The organism is Micromonospora sp. NPDC048842 (genome assembly GCF_040649935.1).
GTDB classification, from domain to species: domain Bacteria; phylum Actinomycetota; class Actinomycetes; order Mycobacteriales; family Micromonosporaceae; genus Micromonospora; species Micromonospora hortensis.
Genome location: NZ_JBEZGK010000002.1, coordinates 176,792 through 193,421 on the forward strand (window position 1 = coordinate 176,792; position 16,630 = coordinate 193,421).

The 16,630-nt window shown below is 70.4% G+C and carries 14 protein-coding genes and 1 pseudogene; 5 read left to right on the forward strand and 10 right to left on the reverse strand.

Going from position 1 to position 16,630, the window contains the following annotated elements; genetic code table 11:
* Both trxA and AB0C19_RS03330 read left to right on the forward strand, forming a co-directional pair.
* Positions 1-324, forward strand: a complete 324-nt coding sequence (gene trxA, locus AB0C19_RS03325) for a thioredoxin (protein ID WP_030331849.1) — start codon at positions 1-3, stop codon at positions 322-324.
* Positions 325-495: 171 nt separating this feature from the next.
* Positions 496-1,659 carry an N-acetylmuramoyl-L-alanine amidase gene (locus AB0C19_RS03330; protein WP_238681543.1) on the forward strand — a complete coding sequence of 388 codons (1,164 nt, stop codon included), beginning with the start codon at positions 496-498 and terminating at the stop codon, positions 1,657-1,659.
* Between the two features lie 14 nt (positions 1,660-1,673).
* On the opposite strand, the gene AB0C19_RS03335 is transcribed toward AB0C19_RS03330, so the two are convergent.
* Positions 1,674-2,339 carry a GNAT family N-acetyltransferase gene (locus tag AB0C19_RS03335; RefSeq protein WP_357178691.1) on the reverse strand — a complete coding sequence of 222 codons (666 nt, stop codon included), beginning with the start codon at positions 2,337-2,339 and terminating at the stop codon, positions 1,674-1,676.
* A 294-nt stretch (positions 2,340-2,633) separates the two neighbouring features.
* Between AB0C19_RS03335 and AB0C19_RS03340 the strand changes: the two genes are divergently transcribed.
* Together AB0C19_RS03340 and AB0C19_RS03345 are read left to right on the forward strand one after the other, a co-directional pair.
* Positions 2,634-3,947: a PLP-dependent aminotransferase family protein gene (locus AB0C19_RS03340; RefSeq protein ID WP_357178693.1), complete on the forward strand. Its 1,314-nt coding sequence runs from the start codon at positions 2,634-2,636 to the stop codon at positions 3,945-3,947.
* A 7-nt stretch (positions 3,948-3,954) separates the two neighbouring features.
* Positions 3,955-4,956, forward strand: a complete 1,002-nt coding sequence (locus AB0C19_RS03345; protein WP_357178695.1) for a D-alanine--D-alanine ligase — start codon at positions 3,955-3,957, stop codon at positions 4,954-4,956.
* Positions 4,957-5,708: 752 nt separating this feature from the next.
* Here AB0C19_RS03345 and AB0C19_RS03350 read toward each other — a convergent pair.
* From AB0C19_RS03350 to rpmH, 9 genes and pseudogenes are all read right to left on the reverse strand, one after another.
* A pseudogene (locus AB0C19_RS03350) lies at positions 5,709-6,299 on the reverse strand (hypothetical protein); the annotation flags it as partial.
* A 1,354-nt stretch (positions 6,300-7,653) separates the two neighbouring features.
* Positions 7,654-8,670: a ParB/RepB/Spo0J family partition protein gene (locus tag AB0C19_RS03355; RefSeq protein WP_357178698.1), complete on the reverse strand. Its 1,017-nt coding sequence runs from the start codon at positions 8,668-8,670 to the stop codon at positions 7,654-7,656.
* 27 nt (positions 8,671-8,697) lie between these two features.
* A complete protein-coding gene (locus AB0C19_RS03360) occupies positions 8,698-10,023 on the reverse strand; it encodes an AAA family ATPase (protein ID WP_357178701.1) in 1,326 nt (441 codons plus the stop codon).
* A 256-nt stretch (positions 10,024-10,279) separates the two neighbouring features.
* Positions 10,280-11,134: a 16S rRNA (guanine(527)-N(7))-methyltransferase RsmG gene (gene rsmG, locus AB0C19_RS03365; RefSeq protein ID WP_357178704.1), complete on the reverse strand. Its 855-nt coding sequence runs from the start codon at positions 11,132-11,134 to the stop codon at positions 10,280-10,282.
* A 4-nt stretch (positions 11,135-11,138) separates the two neighbouring features.
* Entirely contained in the window at positions 11,139-11,756 is a 618-nt protein-coding gene (locus AB0C19_RS03370; protein WP_091397533.1) for a R3H domain-containing nucleic acid-binding protein, read from the reverse strand.
* A 212-nt stretch (positions 11,757-11,968) separates the two neighbouring features.
* Positions 11,969-12,958 carry a membrane protein insertase YidC gene (yidC, locus tag AB0C19_RS03375; RefSeq protein ID WP_357179481.1) on the reverse strand — a complete coding sequence of 330 codons (990 nt, stop codon included), beginning with the start codon at positions 12,956-12,958 and terminating at the stop codon, positions 11,969-11,971.
* Positions 12,959-12,960: 2 nt separating this feature from the next.
* Positions 12,961-13,257, reverse strand: a complete 297-nt coding sequence (gene yidD, locus AB0C19_RS03380; protein ID WP_091396555.1) for a membrane protein insertion efficiency factor YidD — start codon at positions 13,255-13,257, stop codon at positions 12,961-12,963.
* A complete protein-coding gene (gene rnpA / locus AB0C19_RS03385; RefSeq protein ID WP_357178710.1) occupies positions 13,254-13,670 on the reverse strand; it encodes a ribonuclease P protein component in 417 nt (138 codons plus the stop codon). Before rnpA ends, yidD begins: the two co-directional genes overlap by 4 nt.
* A gap of 34 nt (positions 13,671-13,704) precedes the next feature.
* Positions 13,705-13,842 (reverse strand): 50S ribosomal protein L34, encoded by a 138-nt coding sequence (gene rpmH / locus AB0C19_RS03390; protein ID WP_007453904.1) that lies wholly within the window; start codon positions 13,840-13,842, stop codon positions 13,705-13,707.
* 626 nt (positions 13,843-14,468) lie between these two features.
* On the opposite strand from rpmH, the gene dnaA reads away from it, so the two are divergent.
* A complete protein-coding gene (gene dnaA, locus AB0C19_RS03395; RefSeq protein ID WP_357178713.1) occupies positions 14,469-16,298 on the forward strand; it encodes a chromosomal replication initiator protein DnaA in 1,830 nt (609 codons plus the stop codon).
* Positions 16,299-16,630 lie beyond the last annotated feature (332 nt).

Consider the following 16,630-nt stretch of genomic DNA (forward strand, 5'->3'; position numbering starts at 1 on the left):
GTGGGAACAACCAAGGCCGTCACCGACAAGAGCTTCGTCGCTGACGTGCTGCAGGCCGACAAGCCGGTGCTGGTGGACTTCTGGGCGGAGTGGTGCGGGCCGTGCCGCAAGGTGTCGCCGCTGCTGGAGGAGATCGCCCGGGAAATGGGTGACCAGGTCACCATCGTCAAGCTCAACATCGACGAGAACCCGGAGACCGCTCGGGCCTACCGGGTGATGTCGGTGCCGACGCTCACCGTCTTCAAGAACGGCCAGCCGGTGCAGTCGATCGCCGGCGCCAAGCCGAAGGGCGAGCTGGTCCGGCTCATCGAATCGGCCCTCTGACCAGCAGAAACATCAACCGAACCCCGCACCCGCTCGCCGGGTGCGGGGTTCGGTGTCTTCCCGGCCGTACCGCCGACGGATTTCTCGGCCCCAGCCACCTCGCCGCCCCGGAACGCATAACCTCAAGCCTGGGCCGCCCGGCCAGCCAGCGTCGTGCAGAGGGGGTCGTGCGTGCGTCCGATCCGACCCGGTGACCGGGGACCCGCGGTCACGGAGATCCGTACCATCCTGACCGGCCTCGAACTGCTCGCCGCCGCCGGCCCGCAAACCGACGAGTTCGACCTCGACACCGAGCGGGCGGTCCGCGCGTTCCAGCAGTCGCGCGGGCTCAGTGTGGACGGCCGGGTCGGCGCGGAAACCTGGCGCGCCCTGGATGCCGCCCGTTGGCGGCTCGGCGCCCGCACCCTCTACCACGCGGTCCCCGAGCCGCTCACCGGCGAGGATGTCCGGTCGCTACAGGAGCGGCTGCTGGAGATGGGGTACGACGTGGGCCGCGCGGACGCGATCTACGGTGTCCGGACGTCGCGGGCGGTGGCCCAGTTCCAGCGTGAGGTAGGGCTCACCCCGGACGGATCCTGCGGCCCACACACCATGAACGCGCTCCGCCGCATCGGCCGCAAGGTGGTCGGTGGCCGCCCGCAGTGGCTCCGCGAATCCGACGCGATCCGGCAGTCCGGGCCGGCGTTGGTCGGCAAGACGGTCGTCATCGACCCGGGGCACGGCGGCACCGACCCCGGGATGGTGGTGCCCGACGGCTCGCTGCGCTGGACAGAGGCGGACCTGGTGCACGACCTGGCCAGCCGGCTGGAGGGACGGCTCGCCGCCTCCGGGGTGCGAGTGCAGCTCACTCGGGGCCCGTCGCCCGACAGTTGCCTGCCGGACGCCGACCGGGCCCTGCTCGCCAACTCGCTCGGCGCCGACGTGTTCATCTCGCTGCACCTGGACGGCCACGCCAACCCGGATGCGGAGGGAGTCGCGACCTACCACTACGGCACCGACAACGGCGTGACCTCGGCGACCGGTGAACGCCTGGCCGGGCTGGTGCAGAGGGAGATCGTCGCCCGCACCGGGTTGCGGGACTGCCGTACCCACGCCAAGACGTGGGAGTTGCTGCGACTGACACGGATGCCCGCCGTCCGGGTCGAGGTCGGCTATCTCACCTCGCCGACGGACCGCGCCCACCTTGTCGACCCCCGGTTCCGGGATCGGGTGGTGGAGGCGATAGTGGCAGCGGTGCAGCGGATGTACTACCCGATCGAACGGGACGTCCCGACCGGATCGCTCGACGTCAGCGAACTGCGTGCCGTGGTGACCGCAGGCACTGTGGTCGACTGATTCGCCGCCTGGTGTCAGCCGTTGGTCGAGCGGGTGGCCGGAGCCGGACGGACCGGCCGGAGCAGGGTTTCCGGGCTCATCGACCCGAGCAGCTTCTCCAGCGCGTACTCGACGTCGGACTTCCAGCTCAGCGCCGTACGCAGCTCAAGGCGCAACCGAGGGAAGCGCGGATGCGGACGTACGGTCTTGAAGCCCACGGACAGGAAGAAGTCGACAGGGGCCACGCAACCGCCGGCGGGGTCGTCCGTGTCGCCGAACTTGGCGTCGCCGAACGCCTCGATCGCCTTGATCCCACGCTTGGTCAGATCCCGGGCGACACCCTGGACCAGCATCCGGCCCAACCCGCCGCCGGAGAACGCGGCGACCACGTTGGCAGTCATCAACAATGCCGCGTCCGCGGAGACCGGTGAGGTCGGAAACGCCATCGACCGGGGCACGTAGGCGGGCGGGGCGTACATCACGAAGCCGGCCGGCATGCCGTCGACGTACGCGAGTTTGCCGCAGGAGCCCCACTCCAGCAGCGTCTGGGAGACCCATGCCTCTTTCTCCAGGCCCGGATCGCCAGCGGCGCAGGCCCGGTCCGCGGAGACCGGATCGAGCTCCCAGTAGACGCATTGTCGGCACGGGCGCGGGAGGTCTTCCAACGTGTCGAGGGTCAGGCTGACCAGACGTCGCGACATATGGAGCATCCCCACAATAGGCTCGGTGGTGAGACCGGCATGGAACGACAGCGCCGCCTTCCTGCCCCCGACGAGCGATCGTACGCCGCCGATCGGCGATACGGGAGGGGACGCGCGAATGCCCACCGCAACGGCGGACGCCGAGGACGGTCCGCCATGTGGTCGATCTGCTGCGGCACCGCGGCGGCACGACTCTTGCGGACTAGGATCGACAATCGGTGTGTCCGCCGCCATGGTCAGCGGTGTGCGGGGTACCCGGGGCGGAGCCACTCGAGCAGTGATCGAGGTGAGGTCATGACCGGCACGACACTCGACGACTACACCGACCGGTACGCCCGGCGGGTACGCGGGATGACCGCCTCGGAGATCCGAGCATTGTTCGCGGTGGCCAGTCGTCCGGAGGTCGTCTCGCTCGCCGGTGGCGCACCGTACATCGCCGCCCTTCCGCTGGACGCGGTCGGCGAGATGCTCGGCCGGCTCGGCTCCGAGCACGGCGTGACCACCCTCCAGTACGGCATCGGCCAGGGCACCCTCGAGCTGCGCGAGCGGATCTGCGAGGTGATGTCGCTCTCCGGGATCGACGCCGCGTGCGGGGCTTCCCCGGAGGACGTCGTGGTCACAGTGGGCGGGCAGCAGGCACTGGACCTGGTGGCCCGGCTCTTCCTCGACCCGGGTGACGTGGTGCTCGCCGAGGGGCCGACGTACGTCGGTGCGCTCGGCGTGTTTCAGGCCGCCCAGGCGCAGGTCGTCCACGTACCTATGGATGCGGACGGGCTGATCCCGGAGGCGCTGGAGACGGCCATCGCCGACCTGGCCCGCGCGGGCCAGCGAGTCAAGTTCCTCTACACGATCCCCACCTACCAGAACCCGACCGGCGTGACGCTCAGCGAGGAGCGCCGGGAACGGGTGCTCGACATCTGCGAGCGCGCCGGCCTGCTCGTCGTCGAGGACGACCCGTACGGCCAGTTGGGGTTCGAGGGTGAGGCCCCGGCCCCCCTGCGGGCCCGCCGCCGCGACGGCGTCTTCTACCTCAGTACCTTCTCCAAGACCTTCGCCCCCGGGCTGCGGGTCGGCTGGATCCTGGCGCCGCACGCGGTCCGCGACAAACTGGTCATCGCCAGCGAGGCGCAGATCCTCTGCCCCAGCGGTTTCGCCCAGGCCGCGGTGGCCACCTACCTGACCACGATGCCCTGGCGGCAGCAGCTCAAGGTCTATCGCGAGGTCTACCGGGAACGCCGCGACGCGCTGCTCGACGCGATGGCCGACCTGATGCCCGAGGGCACCAGCTGGACGACACCGGCCGGCGGTCTCTTCGTGTGGGCCAGCCTGCCCGACGGGCTCGACTCGAAGGCCATGATGCCGCGAGCGGTCGCCGCCCGGGTCGCCTACGTTCCCGGCACCGGCTTCTACGCCGACGGCACCGGCACCGACGCCATGCGGCTCAACTTCAGCTTCCCGCCGCCGGAGCGGATCCGCGAGGGCGTCCGCCGGCTGGCCGGTGTGATGGAGCAGGAGATCGCGATGCGCCGGGTCTTCGGTGCCGTGGGTGGCGCCGCCGGCCGACGCGGCCGGGCCGGCTCCGACGTGCCCGGGCCCGACTTGGCATGATGCCGGCATGGCTACGACCGCCGAGCACCTCCTCGTGACCGATTCCGCCATCTCGGCCGACCTGCGCGTCGTGGTGCTCGCCGGTGGGCTCTCCTACGAACGAGACGTGTCACTGCGCTCCGGTCGTCGGGTGCTCGACGCGCTACGCGCCGTCGGGGTGGAGGCCGAGCTGCGGGACGCGGACGTGGCGCTCCTGCCGTCGCTCGCGGCCGACCCGCCGGACGCTGTGGTGATCGCACTGCACGGCGCGACCGGCGAGGACGGCTCACTGCGCGGGGTGCTGGATCTGTGCGACATCCCGTACGTCGGCTGCGACGCTCGGGCCTCCCGGGTCGCCTGGGACAAGCCCTCGGCCAAGGCGGTGCTCCGCGAGGCCGGCATCCCCACCCCCGACTGGGTCGCGCTCCCGCACGATCGTTTCTCCGAGCTCGGCGCGGTCGCCGTCCTGGACCGGATCGTCGACCGTCTGGGCGTACCCCTGATGGTGAAGCCGGCGCAGGGCGGGTCCGGGCTCGGCGGGGCTGTGGTCCGGGACGCCTCCGCGCTGCCCGCCGCGATGGTCGGCTGCTTCGCGTACTACTCCACGGCGCTCGTGGAGCGGTACGTGCCGGGGATGGATGTGGCGGTCTCCGTCGTCGACCTCGGCGACGGCCCGCAGGCACTGCCCCCGGTGGAGATCGTGCCGCGCAACGGCGTGTACGACTACGCCGCCCGCTACACAGCAGGACGGACCACCTGGCACGCCCCCGCCCGGCTGGACCCGGAGGTGGCTGCCACTGTCTCTGACGTGGCCCTCGCCGCGCACACCGCGCTCGGGCTACGGGATCTCTCCCGCGTCGACGTGATCGTGGACGCGGCCGGCCAGCCGCACGTGCTGGAGGTCAACGTCTCGCCAGGCATGACGGAGACGTCACTGCTTCCGCTCGCCGTGCAGGCGGCCGGGCTGGACTTCGGCCGGCTCCTCGGCACCCTGGTCGCCCGAGCAGCCGCCCGCCTCACCAAGCACTGAGCTACCCGCCAACCCGTCGCACCGCAGCACCGTCCATGAGGTTGGCCCTCGGGGTCAACCTCATGGCCGGTTGCAGGTCACTGGGTCGCGCGTACGTCGGGTGTGCCGCTGCCGTTGGTGGGCGCGGCCGCGCCCGGAGTGCCGGCGTCCTTCTCGGGGGCGGTCCTGCTGACGGCTTCTCCGGAGGCGCCCCCGGTGGGCGGGGACGCGGCCGGGTTGGCGGAACCAGCTTCGTCGGCGCTTCCGCTCGCCGGACCGACGTCGGGCCCGCCGGTGGGCTTCTCTGCCGAGCCGACCACGTGGGGTCTGTCGGTGGGCACCTCCGCAGAGCCAACCTGGAGTCCGTGGCTGCCCGATGCGGCGCTGCCCGATGCGGCGCTGCCGGATGCGGCGCTGCCGGATGCGGCGGCGGTGGAGTCCCGGGTGCCGGAGGCCGGGGTGCCGGGCAGATTGGTGGCGGATGCCGTCCGAGCGGGTTCGGCCGCCGGACCGCTGACCGTCACCGTGGGGGCCGGTTCAGACGTGCGGCCGCTGACGGTCGTCGTGGTCGAGCCGGCACCGGTGCCCGGCTCCGCGACCGCTTCGGTACGGGGACTGCTGTCGGCGTCGGTCCGATCAGGGATGGAGTCGAGCGCCGGTTCCGGAATCTCCTCTGCCGCCTCGATGACCGAGACGGTCTCCGTCCCGGCTGCTGCCGCTGAGGCAGCCTCCGCTGCGGCAGCGGCATCCGCGGCAGCGGACTGGGCCAGCAGACTGGACGGCGCCTGCCACTGGATGCGGGGCGGCTCGGCGAGCGGGCGGCCACCGAACTCGGCGAGCCAGGCCGCGACGAGCGCCAGATTTTCCCGCCACTGCGCCTCGGAGATCGGCGGCAGGATCGAGTCCCACAGGGACAGGAACGTTCCCCGCAACTGAAGGCGGCCGTATGGACGAGCGAGAAACCACATGTGCAGATGAGCCGAGCCGTCGCCCCAGCGATTGACGTGCACCCGTGCCACGCCGTCGAGCGACCGGATGGCCCGCTCCAGACGTACGGTCATCACCCCCAGCTCGGCGGCCAGCAGGTTCGGCAGGTCGCCGAGGTCGAGGTGGGTGCGCGATTCCAGGATGAGCACCATGGGCAGGCCGGTGGGTCGGTCCATGGCGCGGACCCGCCACCGCTCGCCCACCCAGATGTAGGCGTCGTCGGGCGCGTTGCAGGCGGTGCATTCCCGGAGACCCTCACCCTTCCGGGGCGGTTCGACCGGGACCGGATCATCGAGTTGCTTCACGTGGAGGTCACCCTCGAAGGGAAATGACGGCCACTGGGTGAAGTCCGGGACTGAGGGAGGGTTGTCGTGCACGACGCTGACCCTAACCGAGTCTGGCACCGCTGTCCCTACCTGTTCGAGCGGTCCCGGGCCGCCGGATCGGCGTCCGTCGCCGACCGGGTGCGCGTGGTCGCGCAGGGCACCGAGAGGCGATATCCACAGGCTGCCGAGATCCTGAACACAGGCCGTCATCCACAGGCTCACACCCGCTCCCACGCGCTGTTTCACGTGAAACGGGGGGTGCCTGTGGACAACCGGTGTGGATAACTTTTCGGCCGGTCGGTCGTTGTCCGCGAACCGCCAAATCCGGCGGAATCGATGATCAACAGGTGTGGAGCTGGACGGGCGCCCTCCGATCGGCGCCGCATGCCGCCGCCGGGGCGGTACCCAGCCGCCAATGACCGCTCGCCGGCCCATTTGGAACGCGTCAGCGGTGACTGCCCTGGCTCGTTCGCGGACCCGCGTCAACACAGACCTCGGCCCTTGCGGCCCGGAGGCCTGGACACCCGGACGACCGGACGGCCTGGACGCCCAAGGCCAGGGGAGGTCGGTTCGCAGCGCAGGCGTCGAGCGTCGGAGGACGGGAGCGATTTCGTTTGGCCGCCGCTTCGACTCCGGTGGTTTCGTTCGGCGACACCGAAGCGCTGACTCGGTTTCACGTGAAACGGGGAGAGCGGGCGGCGAAGTCGGTCCGGCGGTTCAACGCCGGGCAGCGAAGGCGAGCCGGCAGTTCCGGGGCCGAGTTCCCGCTCGCCTATGGCGCGTACACCCCAGTTCCTGCGGTTCGACGGTCCAGCAACGCGGCGACCCGGCGGACTCCCGCCAAGGTCGCCGTGAGGCTGCTCCGCCGGAATCGCCGCGAGGGTGAGCCTCTGCCCGCCTGCCGATGACCACGGAGACGCCGTTTCGCGCCACTCAGCGGCTCGCTGGCGCTTTGATCGACGCCGGGGGTGGTTGCGGTCGAGTGGACCATTCCCGAGCCTTCTGCGACGCGCGTAGAGGATCCGCTCGGCATCCGCACTCACCAAGCGGCCAGTGGCCCGCCACCGCCTCCGGCTTCGCCACTAACCGCTCACCACGCCGGAGCTCCCCGCCCATCACCGTGCCGTCTGGCGCACGCAGCCCGCAGCCCTGGGGATTGTCCTGCGGCGCGTGCGGGTCGACGCGACCGGTCCATCCGCTCACCGCTCACCGCTCTCCGCCGACGCCTCCTGCCGTCAGAGGGGTACGCCGGGTTGCTGGACGAGCAGAGGACGACGACGAACCCACAGGGCATGCCGACCGGCCGAATCAGCGCCGTCCGGCTGTTTCACGTGAAACGCGACGACCCCGGAACGCAGAACGGCCGCGCCCCCAGTGGGTGGCGCGGCCGTGGGCGAGCGGGGGGTCAGTCCTCCCCGCCCTCCTCCTGTTGCACTCCGATGATCCCGACGATCCGCTCAAGGTCGTCCACCGTCGCGAACTCAATCGTGATCTTGCCCTTGCTCCGGCCGATGTCCACCTTCACGCGGGTGTCGAAGCGGTCGGACAGCCGGTCGGCGAGGTCGGTCAGGGCCGGCGCGTGTGCCTTGGGTCGCCGCTTCGCGGCCTGACCCTTCGCCGGACCGTCGTTGAGTGCCAAGGCGACGATCTCCTCGGTCGCCCGAACCGACAGTCCCTCGGCCACGATCCGCAGAGCCAACTGTTCCTGCGCCTCCGCCTCGTCGAGGCTCAGGAGGGCGCGTGCGTGCCCCGCCGACAGGATGCCGGCGGCAACCCGGCGCTGCACCTGCGCGGGCAGGTTCAGCAGTCGGATGGTGTTGGAGATCTGCGGGCGACTCCGGCCGATCCGGCGGGCCAACTCCTCGTGGGTGGCCCCGAACTCCTCCAGCAGTTGCTGGTAGGCGGCGGCCTCTTCCAGTGGGTTCAGGTTCGCCCGATGGATGTTCTCCAGCAGGGCGTCGCGGAGCATCGCGTCGTCACGGGTGTCCCGGACGATCGCCGGGATGCTCTCCCGACCCACCGCCTGGGCGGCCCGCCAGCGCCGCTCGCCCATCACCAGTTCGTACTTCTCGTCGTCGAGTTGCCGAACGACGATGGGCTGGAGGAAGCCGACCTCCTGGATCGAGGTCTTCAACTCCTCCAGCGCCTCCTCATCGAAGACCTGGCGGGGCTGCTTCGGGTTGGGCATGATCGCGTCGACCGGGATCTCGGCGAATCGAGCACCCGGCACCGGGCTCAGCACGGGCTCCGGCTCGTGGACAGGCGCTCCGGCCGGCACCGCGTCGACGGCGACGGTGCCCGCGTCGTCCAGATGCTCGTTCTCCGGCTCGGCCGTCGCGGTGCCAGCGGCAGCCGGCGCCGGCCCGGTCGGGATCAGCGCCCCCAGGCCCCTACCCAGACCGCCCCGAGGACGGTTCTTCATGCGACGCCTCCCAGCGACTCGTCCGCACTACGCATTCCGGCCCACCGGCTCCTTGACGCCGCGCTCGGCGATCTCCTGGGCGGCCTCGAAGTAACTCGTGGCACCCCGCGAACCGGGATCGTAGGTCATCACCGACTGGCCGTAGCTCGGCGCCTCGGAGACCCGGACGTTGCGGGGGATGACCGCCTGGAGAACCTTGTCGCCGAAGTGGTTCCGGACGTCCTGCTCGACCGCGTCGGCCAACCGGGTGCGCCGGTCGTACATGGTCAGCAGGATGGTGGAGACATCGAGCTTCGGGTTGAGGTGCTGGCGTACCAGGTTGATGTTGTTGATCAGCTGGTTGAGCCCCTCCAGCGCGTAGTACTCGCACTGGATCGGGATCAGCACCTCCTGCGCGGCAACCAGAGCGTTGACCGTGAGCAGGCCGAGCGAGGGCGGGCAGTCGATGAAGACGTAGTCGAACTCGCCCGGGTAGGCGGCGATCGCTCGGTCCAGGCGCGACTCCCGGGCCACCACCGACACCAGCTCGATCTCCGCGCCGGCCAGGTCGATGGTCGCGGGTACGCACCAGAGGTTGGGGATGCCCTCGACCGCCTGCGCCACCTCGGCCAGCGGCACGCTGTTGATCAGGCAGTCGTACACGTCGGGGATTCCGGTGTGGTGTGGCACGTTGAGCCCGGTCGACGCGTTGCCCTGCGGGTCGAGGTCGACCACGAGCACCCGGTTGCCGTGCAGGGCGAGCGCCACCGCAAGGTTGACGGTGGTGGTGGTCTTACCCACGCCACCCTTCTGGTTGGCGACGCACATGACCCGGGTCCGGTCCGGCCGAGGCATGGTCACCTCGCCACTGGGATTCAGGATCTGCACGGCGCGCATCGCCTCCATAGCCAACGGTGGGTCATCCTCTTCGCGCGTCGGGGTTTCACGTGAAACGTACGTGGGATCGGCCGCCACGGCGGCCAACGACTCGGTCGAAGCGACCGGTGCGTCGGCGACCACCGGCGCGGCATCCCGAACGGCAGCCGCGGTGGGTTGGTGTGGGACGGCCGCCTCGAAGCGAACCGCCGCGGCGGTGTTGCGGCGACCCGAGGTCGACCGCACCTCGGCGGCGTTGACCGGCCGACTCGACACCTCCGGCGCCCGACGACCACTCGCCGGCTCCGGAGTGGCCAAGCCCTCCGGCCGCCCTGCGCCCAACGGCGCGTCGAGCGGTGCCGGCGGATCGCCGTCGGTAGGTCGGGTCGATGGCCCGGTCGCGCCGGGCGACCAGCTCGGGTAGTCGGTTTCACGTGAAACGGGATCGCTGGTCGACCCGGTCACGCGTGGATCGTCGTACCTGCCGTCGTCATGCACCTGTCATCCCTGCCCGCTTCGGATGGTCGGTCCGCGCCCCGGTCAACTTGGCCGCATCCTCGCCCGCAACCCGGAGCGTACGGCCCGCGGGAGCGGTCGGAGACCCGCGACGTCCGTCACCCGCTCCACACTATCGACGCGCGGTCAGCCTACGGCGGACGGGCGCGGCCGGTCCACGTCGGGTTCTCATCCCCTCGTCCATCCGTACCGGTACAACGAGGCAACCCACCGGCCGGAAGCCCGATGGCGCGAAGTGTCAACCTCGGCGGGAGCGTCCGCCCCGGGCGCGCTTCTTGGCCGCCGGGCGGGCCGGGCCGACCATCCGCTCGCGCACGATCTCCACGACGGTGGTCGGCGGATCGATCACCCCGACGCCGCAGAGTTGCACTGTCGGCTCCCCGCCGCCGAGTCGGGCCACCACGTCGGCGTGCTCCTCGATCTCGGCGGCGGCGGACGAGCCCTTGAGCGCCAGCAGCCGACCACCGCGAACCGCGAGGGGAAGGCTCCAGCCCGCGAGCCGGTCCAGGGGCGCTACCGCGCGCGCGGTCACCACGTCTCCGCTGATCGGCTCCCGGCCGCTCGACCCGCTGGCCGCCTCGTCGGCCCGGCCGCGGAACACCCGTACCGACTTGGCCAGACCAAGCCGCTCGACGACCTCGATCAGGAACGACGTCCGCCGGGCCAACGGCTCGATCAGGGTGACAGTGAGGTCGGGGCGGGCGATTGCCAGAACGAGCCCCGGCAGACCGGCGCCGGAGCCGACGTCGAGCACCGTCACGCCGGACGGGATCCGCTCCGCGACCGCGGCGCAGTTGAGCAGGTGCCGATCCCAGATGCGGGGTGCCTCCCGGGGGCCGATCAGGCCGCGGACCACTCCGTCGGTAGCCAGCAGTTCGGCGTACGCGGCGGCCAGGTCGAGTCGGTCACCGAAGAGGGTCAGCGCGGCCGGGGCCAACTCGGACGGCAACGCCGCGTCGGCCGGTGACGGGGCGCTGTCTCGCCCGGCCGATTCGGCATCGGCGTCGACGGTGGCGGGGCTGACAGCGGACGGCCCGGGCGGCGTGCCGCCCGGGCCGGACACGGCATCGGCCGTGATGTCGTCGTGGGTCACCCGGTCAGTCCGCCGGCCGTACGACGATGCGCCGGTTCGGCTCCACACCCTCGGACTCGCTCGCGACACCGGACATGGCGTTGACGACGTCGTGCACGCACTTGCGCTCGAACGCGGACATCGCCTCCAGGCGGACCGGCTCGCCGTACTCCTTGACCTTCTCGACGGCGTTCTTGGCGACCGCGGCGAGTTCCTTACGGCGGTTCGCCCGGTAGCCACCGACGTCGAGCAGCAGACGGCTCGGCGTACCGGTCTGCCGGAAGACGGCGAGGCGGGTCAGCTCCTGGAGCGCCTCCAGGGTGGCCCCGCGCTGACCGACCAGATTCTGCAGGCGCTCGCCGACCACCTCGACCATCGGACGGCCGGCGGCGACCAGCTCGTCGATGTCGCCGTCGTAGTCGAGGATGTCGAGCAGGCCCTCGACGTAGTCGGCGGCGATCTCGCTCTGCCGGAACAGGTCGCCCTCGCCCACAGCCTTCTTCACCCGGGTGCCGGCGGCGGTGTCGGTGTCGTCGTCCGCCTCGGTGTCATCGGCTTCGGTGTCGTCGCCGTCCACCGCGAGCGTGGCGGTCTCCTCCTCGTCCAGGGACTGCTCGGCGCGGGGGATGCTGGTCTCGGTCACGGTCTCATCTCCGTACTCGCTCGGCCGGACCGTCGGGTCCGACTGGTTTCCCGGGGCCGGCTGGAGGTCGCCGGTGCCCACGGGCACGTCTGTACGGGCAGTGTCGCCCGTGGCCGCGCGGTGCGCGGTCGGTTCCGCCCGGCGCCGGCCGTACGGCGGCTGCGCGGTGCGGAGCGGGCCGCCGCCGGATCACCGGCGGCGGCCCTCGCAGGTCAGCCCTGCCGCTTGGCGGGGCGGCTCTTCTTCGGGTTGTTCGTCGGCTTGGCGCCCGGCTTCGGCCCGGCAACCTTGGGCGCGGTCGCCTTGACCGGCGCCGGCGGGGCGGCCTTGCCGCGACCGAACAGACCACCCGACTTGGCGGGCTGCACGGGGTTGCGACTGGCGGCGGGCGCGACGGCCTTCTTGGCGGTCACCGGCGGCGGGAACTTCCGCAGCACCCACTGCTGCTGGCCGAGGGTGAAGAGGTTGTTGGTGACCCAGTAGATGATGACGCCGATCGGGAAGATCGCGCCGGAGATCAGCAGCGACGCGGGGATGCCGTAGAGCATCAGTCGCTGGATCATCCGCTGCTGCGGGTCCTCGGCCCAGCCGGTCTTGAGGATCATCTGACGGCTGGTCAGGTAGGTGGTGGCGATCATGACCAGGACCAGGACACCAGCAATGATCTTCACGGTGCTGCCGTTGGCGCCGAGGCTGGCCAGCTCGTCGGCAGTGGAGCCGAACTTGCCGGCGATCGGGGCGGTGAAGAGCTTCGCCTCCGAGGCGCTCTGGAACTGGTCGACGGTCCAGCCGTAGAGGGTCTTGTTCTGCTTGTCCGGGTCGAGCCGGCGCAACACGTGGAAGAGACCCAGGAAGACCGGGATCTGAAGGAACATCGGAAGGCAACCCATAAGCGGGTTGGCCTTCTCCTTCTTGTAGAGCTCCATCATTTCTTTCTGGAGCGTCTCCCGGTCACCCTTGTGCTTCTCCTGAAGCTCCTTGACCTTGGGCTGGAGCGCCTGCATCGCCCGCTGCGACTTGATCTGCTTGACGAAGACCGGGAACAGGATCACCCGGACGGTGACCACCAGGAAGATGATGGACAGGATCCAGGCGAAGTTGGTGCCGATCACCGCACCGACGGGCACCCCGATGGCGTCCCAGGCAGAGTGCCAGGTCAGCAGGATCCACGAAATCGCGTAGTAGATCCAGTCGAGACTCAGACTCAATTCGGGGCTCCAGTCACATCAGCACGACGGCGGCCGCCCGGCTCCGGCACCGGGTCATATCCACCAGGGTGAAAGGGGTGGCAGCGCAACAACCGCCGGGCCGCCAGCACGGCTCCCCGGAGCGCGCCGTGCCGAACGACCGCCTCCTGGGCGTACGCACTGCACGACGGATAGAACCGACAGCGAGCCGGCAGTGCCGGACTTATCCACCGACGGTACGCGATGATGGGCGCGATCAGCACCTTGGCACCGGTTGTCGACGGCCGTGGGCTGCTCTGCTCGGTGCCGCTCATCGGGACCGCCGTTCGCGCGGCGACCGGGCGACCGCGATGGCGGCGTCCAGGTCGGTGGCGAGCCGAGGGTACGACGCCTGCGCCGCGGCGGGGAGCGCCCGGACGACCAGGGTGCTGCCGGCGGGCAGGTCGGTCAACCGTTCCCGGACCAGCGCCCGCAGTCGGCGCCGGACCCGGTTACGGATCACCGCGTTGCCGACCGCCTTGGACACGACGAAGCCGGCACGGGACGGCACGGACGACTGCTCCGCACTGTTGTCCCGTACCGGCTCCGGCAAGGTCGGTGTGCTGGGGTCGACTGTCACCGGCACGGTCAGGTGGACCACGACGGCGCCACGTCCGGCGCGTCGGCCACCGCGAACCGCTGCGGCGAAGTCAGTGCTGCGCCGCAGTCGCTGTGCGGCGGCCAGCACGACTGCCCACGTCCCCTGGACCGGCCCGGTCGGCTCAGGCCGACAGGGTGGTGCGACCCTTGGCGCGACGGCTCGACAGGATGGCACGGCCGGCACGGGTGCGCATGCGCAGCCGGAAGCCGTGGGTCTTCGCGCGCCGGCGGTTGTTCGGCTGGTAGGTGCGCTTGCTCACGTCAGGCTCTCCGTTTTCGTACGCGCCCCGCGCGACGGGATCGCCGGGGTCGTGTGGTGGTCCAGGACACCTCGACGGTGGCCCACGATCGGTGCTGTCCGGCGGAGCGGGACCTCGGCGTTGCGGGGATGCGACCGCGGACAGCAAGCACCCATCACCCTAGCAGAGGGCGAGAAAGCAGCCGTTCCAGCCTACGCAGGGGGGCAATGACCGTCAAACACCCCGAGCAGGGGAGAACGGGACGCGCCCGAGGCCGAAGGGTGGTTTTCGCTGATGCCGACAAGGGCGCCGACGCGTCGCCGGTTGATGGCGCAGGGACAACGCTGTTACCGTGCCCGATTGCGGTGAGCGTCGGAAGCTCCGGTCGTCGCGCAGGCAAGACCGGACATGGCAGTGAATCGTTCGGCACGGTGAACCCGCTTCGGCGCCCGATCAGGCAGGGGCAGGTCCCACCCGCGTCCGGCGGCGGCCACAATCGGTCGGTACACAGGCTGTGGATAACTTGTGGATGACCACCGGTCGACCGTCCGGGTGGGTGTTGTTCCACCCCGCGAACGCGGCGGGCCCGGGACGGCCGGCTGGCAGACAGCGGCGGCCGGGAGCAGAAGCGAGGGGGTGGCACGACGGTGGCCGGTACGACCGACCTTGCCGCAGTGTGGTTAGCGGCGACCGACGAGCTCGCCGACGAGATCATCTCCGCCCAGCAGCGTGCCTATCTCCGACTGACCCGGTTGCGAGCGATCGTCGAGGACACCGCACTGCTCTCCGTTCCGGACGCGTTCACCCGCGATGTGATCGAGTCACGGCTGCGCCCAGCGATCACCGAGGCGCTCACCCGCCGGCTCGGCCGGCCGATCCAGGTCGCGGTCACCGTTCGGGTGGCCGAGGACGCCACCGGCCGCCCGGCCGGCACGGTCTACCGCAGCGCCCCGGAGACCGGGCAGCTCGACATCGACGGCCCGGGTATCGCCCCGTTCGACGACGACCAGGGCGCTCGACCGTCGGCCGACGCGATGATCCCTGAGCAGTCGCCGGTGCCGCGTACCCCCGATCCGGCTCCGCTGCCCGCGCCGGCGGGTCCGCCGCTCGCGCCGCCCGTGGAAGGGCATCGCGCGGGGTTGATTCCCGCCAGCAGGGACGGGCAGGAGGCGTTGTTCAGCGCTGCCTTCGCGGAGCCCCTGCGGCCCTCCCGACCGGGCCCGGACCGGCGCGGCTACGACGAGCAGGCCGCCCGCCTGGACCCGTCCGGCCCCGACACCCGGCCCTACGAGCCCCGCTACCGGGACGACTCGGCGTCACCGCGCGACCAGCACGTGATCCGCTCGCTCCCCCGGGACAGCGGAACGGACAGCGGCCCGGGTCGCAGCGCCGTGGACCATCGGACCGGTGGCCGCGACGACCGTCGGTTGCCCGGTGCCGACACCGGCGGCAACCGGCTCAATCCGAAGTACATGTTTGAGACGTTCGTCATCGGCTCGTCCAACCGCTTCGCCCACGCGGCGAGCGTGGCGGTGGCGGAGTCACCGGCCAAGGCGTACAACCCGCTGTTCATCTACGGGCACTCCGGGTTGGGCAAGACGCACCTGCTGCACGCCATCGGGCACTACGCCACGACGCTCGGCAACGCCCGCTCGGTCCGGTACGTGTCGACCGAGGAATTCACAAACGACTTCATCAACTCGCTCCGGGACGACAAGACCAGCGCGTTCCAGCGGCGCTACCGCGACGTCGACATCCTGTTGATCGACGACATCCAGTTCCTGGAGAACCGCGAGCGCACCCAGGAGGAGTTCTTCCACACCTTCAACACGCTGCACAACGCCAACAAGCAGATCGTGATCACCTCTGACCGGTCGCCGCGCCAGCTCGCGACCCTCGAGGACCGGATGCGAACCCGGTTCGAGTGGGGGCTGCTGGCCGACATCCAGCCGCCGGATCTGGAGACCCGGATCGCGATCCTGCAGAAGAAGGCGGCGCAGGAGCGGATGTACGCCCCGCCGGACGTGTTGGAGTTCATCGCCTCCCGGGTGTCGAACTCGATCCGGGAGTTGGAGGGCGCGCTGATCCGGGTGACAGCGTTCGCCAGCCTGACCCGGTCGACGGTCGAGCTGTCGCTGGCCGAGGAGGTGCTTCGGGACTTCATGCCCGACGGCGCCGGTCCGGAGATTAACGCTGACCAGATCATGGCCTCGACCGCTGACTACTTCGGTGTGAGCCTGGAGGATCTGCGCGGCCAGTCCAGGTCCCGGGTGCTTGTCAACGCCCGCCAGGTGGCCATGTACCTGTGTCGGGAGTTGACCGAGTTGTCGCTGCCCCGGATCGGGCAGGCGTTCGGTGGCCGGGACCACACCACTGTGATGCACGCCGACCGCAAGATTCGTCAGCAGATGGCGGAGCGGCGCTCGCTGTACAACCAGATCGCCGAGTTGACCAACCGCATCAAACAGAACAGCTGAGGCGTACGACACCCTCGCGGCGGCGAACAGCCGCAGGACACGCCCGACCGGATCTCCGGTCGGGCGTTCTTTTTGGTCAGTCAGCTGGACTCTCGACATGGTGGAGACCACAGCATTGAGGCCGTGACCGCCTCGATCCCCACTCGTTGTGCACAGCTCGTTGTCCACCGTCGGTGGATAACTACGGTCCGTCCTCCGCCAGTTACCCACAGGCTGTGGAGAAACCCTGTGTACGAAGCTGTGGACGCCTGGGGACGACCGTCAGGTTATCCACCGATCATCATCAACCTGTGTACGAGCTGTTGAAGGTTCTGGGGATGACGGCAATGGTG

Coding starts and splice junctions, on each gene's coding strand:
- AB0C19_RS03335 (WP_357178691.1), bottom strand. CDS start 2,339: ATGTCGCGACGTCTGGTCAGCCTGACCCTCGACACGTTGGAAGACCTC.
- AB0C19_RS03340 (WP_357178693.1), top strand. CDS start 2,634: ATGACCGGCACGACACTCGACGACTACACCGACCGGTACGCCCGGCGG.
- AB0C19_RS03345 (WP_357178695.1), top strand. CDS start 3,955: ATGGCTACGACCGCCGAGCACCTCCTCGTGACCGATTCCGCCATCTCG.
- AB0C19_RS03355 (WP_357178698.1), bottom strand. CDS start 8,670: ATGAAGAACCGTCCTCGGGGCGGTCTGGGTAGGGGCCTGGGGGCGCTG.
- yidD (WP_091396555.1), bottom strand. CDS start 13,257: ATGAGCGGCACCGAGCAGAGCAGCCCACGGCCGTCGACAACCGGTGCC.